The 898-nt window shown below is 68.5% G+C and carries 1 protein-coding gene and 1 pseudogene; both read right to left on the bottom strand.

Features of this window, described 5'->3' with window-relative positions; genetic code table 11:
* A pseudogene (locus OR16_RS39260) lies at positions 1-148 on the bottom strand (cupin domain-containing protein); the annotation flags it as partial.
* Between the two features lie 16 nt (positions 149-164).
* A partial coding sequence (locus OR16_RS39255; RefSeq protein ID WP_006165112.1) for an SDR family oxidoreductase occupies positions 165-898 on the bottom strand: 734 nt, incomplete at its 5' end.

Genomic DNA, 898 nt, shown 5'->3' with positions numbered 1-898 from the left:
CGTAGTCAGCCTGGAACTTCAGCGCGTCCCAGTCGTAGCGGCGGGTGGAGAAGCGCGCGACGCGGCTCTCCATCCACTGGTCGAAGGAAGCGCCGGACGGCTGCTCCCAGGAACGCTTGATGTTGTCTTGTTGGGAAAGATCGCTCATTTGGATTCCTTCTAGCTCAGTGCATGACGAAGCCGCCGTTGACGGCCAGCGTCTGGCCCGTCACGAAGCGCGACAGGTCGGAGAGGGCGAACAGCACGGCCCCGGATACATCCTCGGGTAGCTGCTCGCGGGAAATCGCGCGTTGCTCGCGATAGAGGTCGCGCCTCTTCTGGGGCACGTATTCGGTTGCCTCCACCAGGGTCAGCCCGGGTGCGATGGCGTTGACCGTAATCTGGTCGTCGCCCAGCTCGCGCGCCAGCGAACGCGTCATGCCGATGATGGCGCTCTTGCTGGCCACGTAAGCCAGCAGGTTGGGCGCGCCCCACAACGGCGTGTCGGAAGCCAGGTTGATGATGGCGCCTCGGCCCGAGGCGCGCAGCGCCGGCAAGCACGCGGTGGTCATCAGCCAGGTGCCGCGCACGTTGATGTTCATCACGCGGTCCCAGGTGGCGATGTCGATGGCGCTGGCGTCGCGGCCGCCGGAATCGGTCACCGCGGCATTGTTGACGAGGCCGTCCAGGCCGCCCAGCCCGGCTGCCGCGGCGGTGGCGCAGGCCGTCACCGATTCGGGGTTGCCCAGGTCGAGCGCAAACGGCAGCGCCTTCAGCCCGCGGGCCTGCAGCGCGGCCGCTTCCTCATGCAGGCGGTCTGCGAGGATGTCCGCCATGGCGACGGCGGCGCCGGCTTCGGCAATCGCGGTGGCAAACGCAAGGCCAAGCCCGCGCGCCGCGCCGGTCACCAGCACGCGGC

Source organism: Cupriavidus basilensis OR16, from assembly GCF_000243095.1.
GTDB classification, from domain to species: domain Bacteria; phylum Pseudomonadota; class Gammaproteobacteria; order Burkholderiales; family Burkholderiaceae; genus Cupriavidus; species Cupriavidus basilensis_D.
The sequence above is the reverse complement of the archived record's forward strand: the minus strand, read 5'-3'. Positions and strand labels throughout refer to the sequence as shown.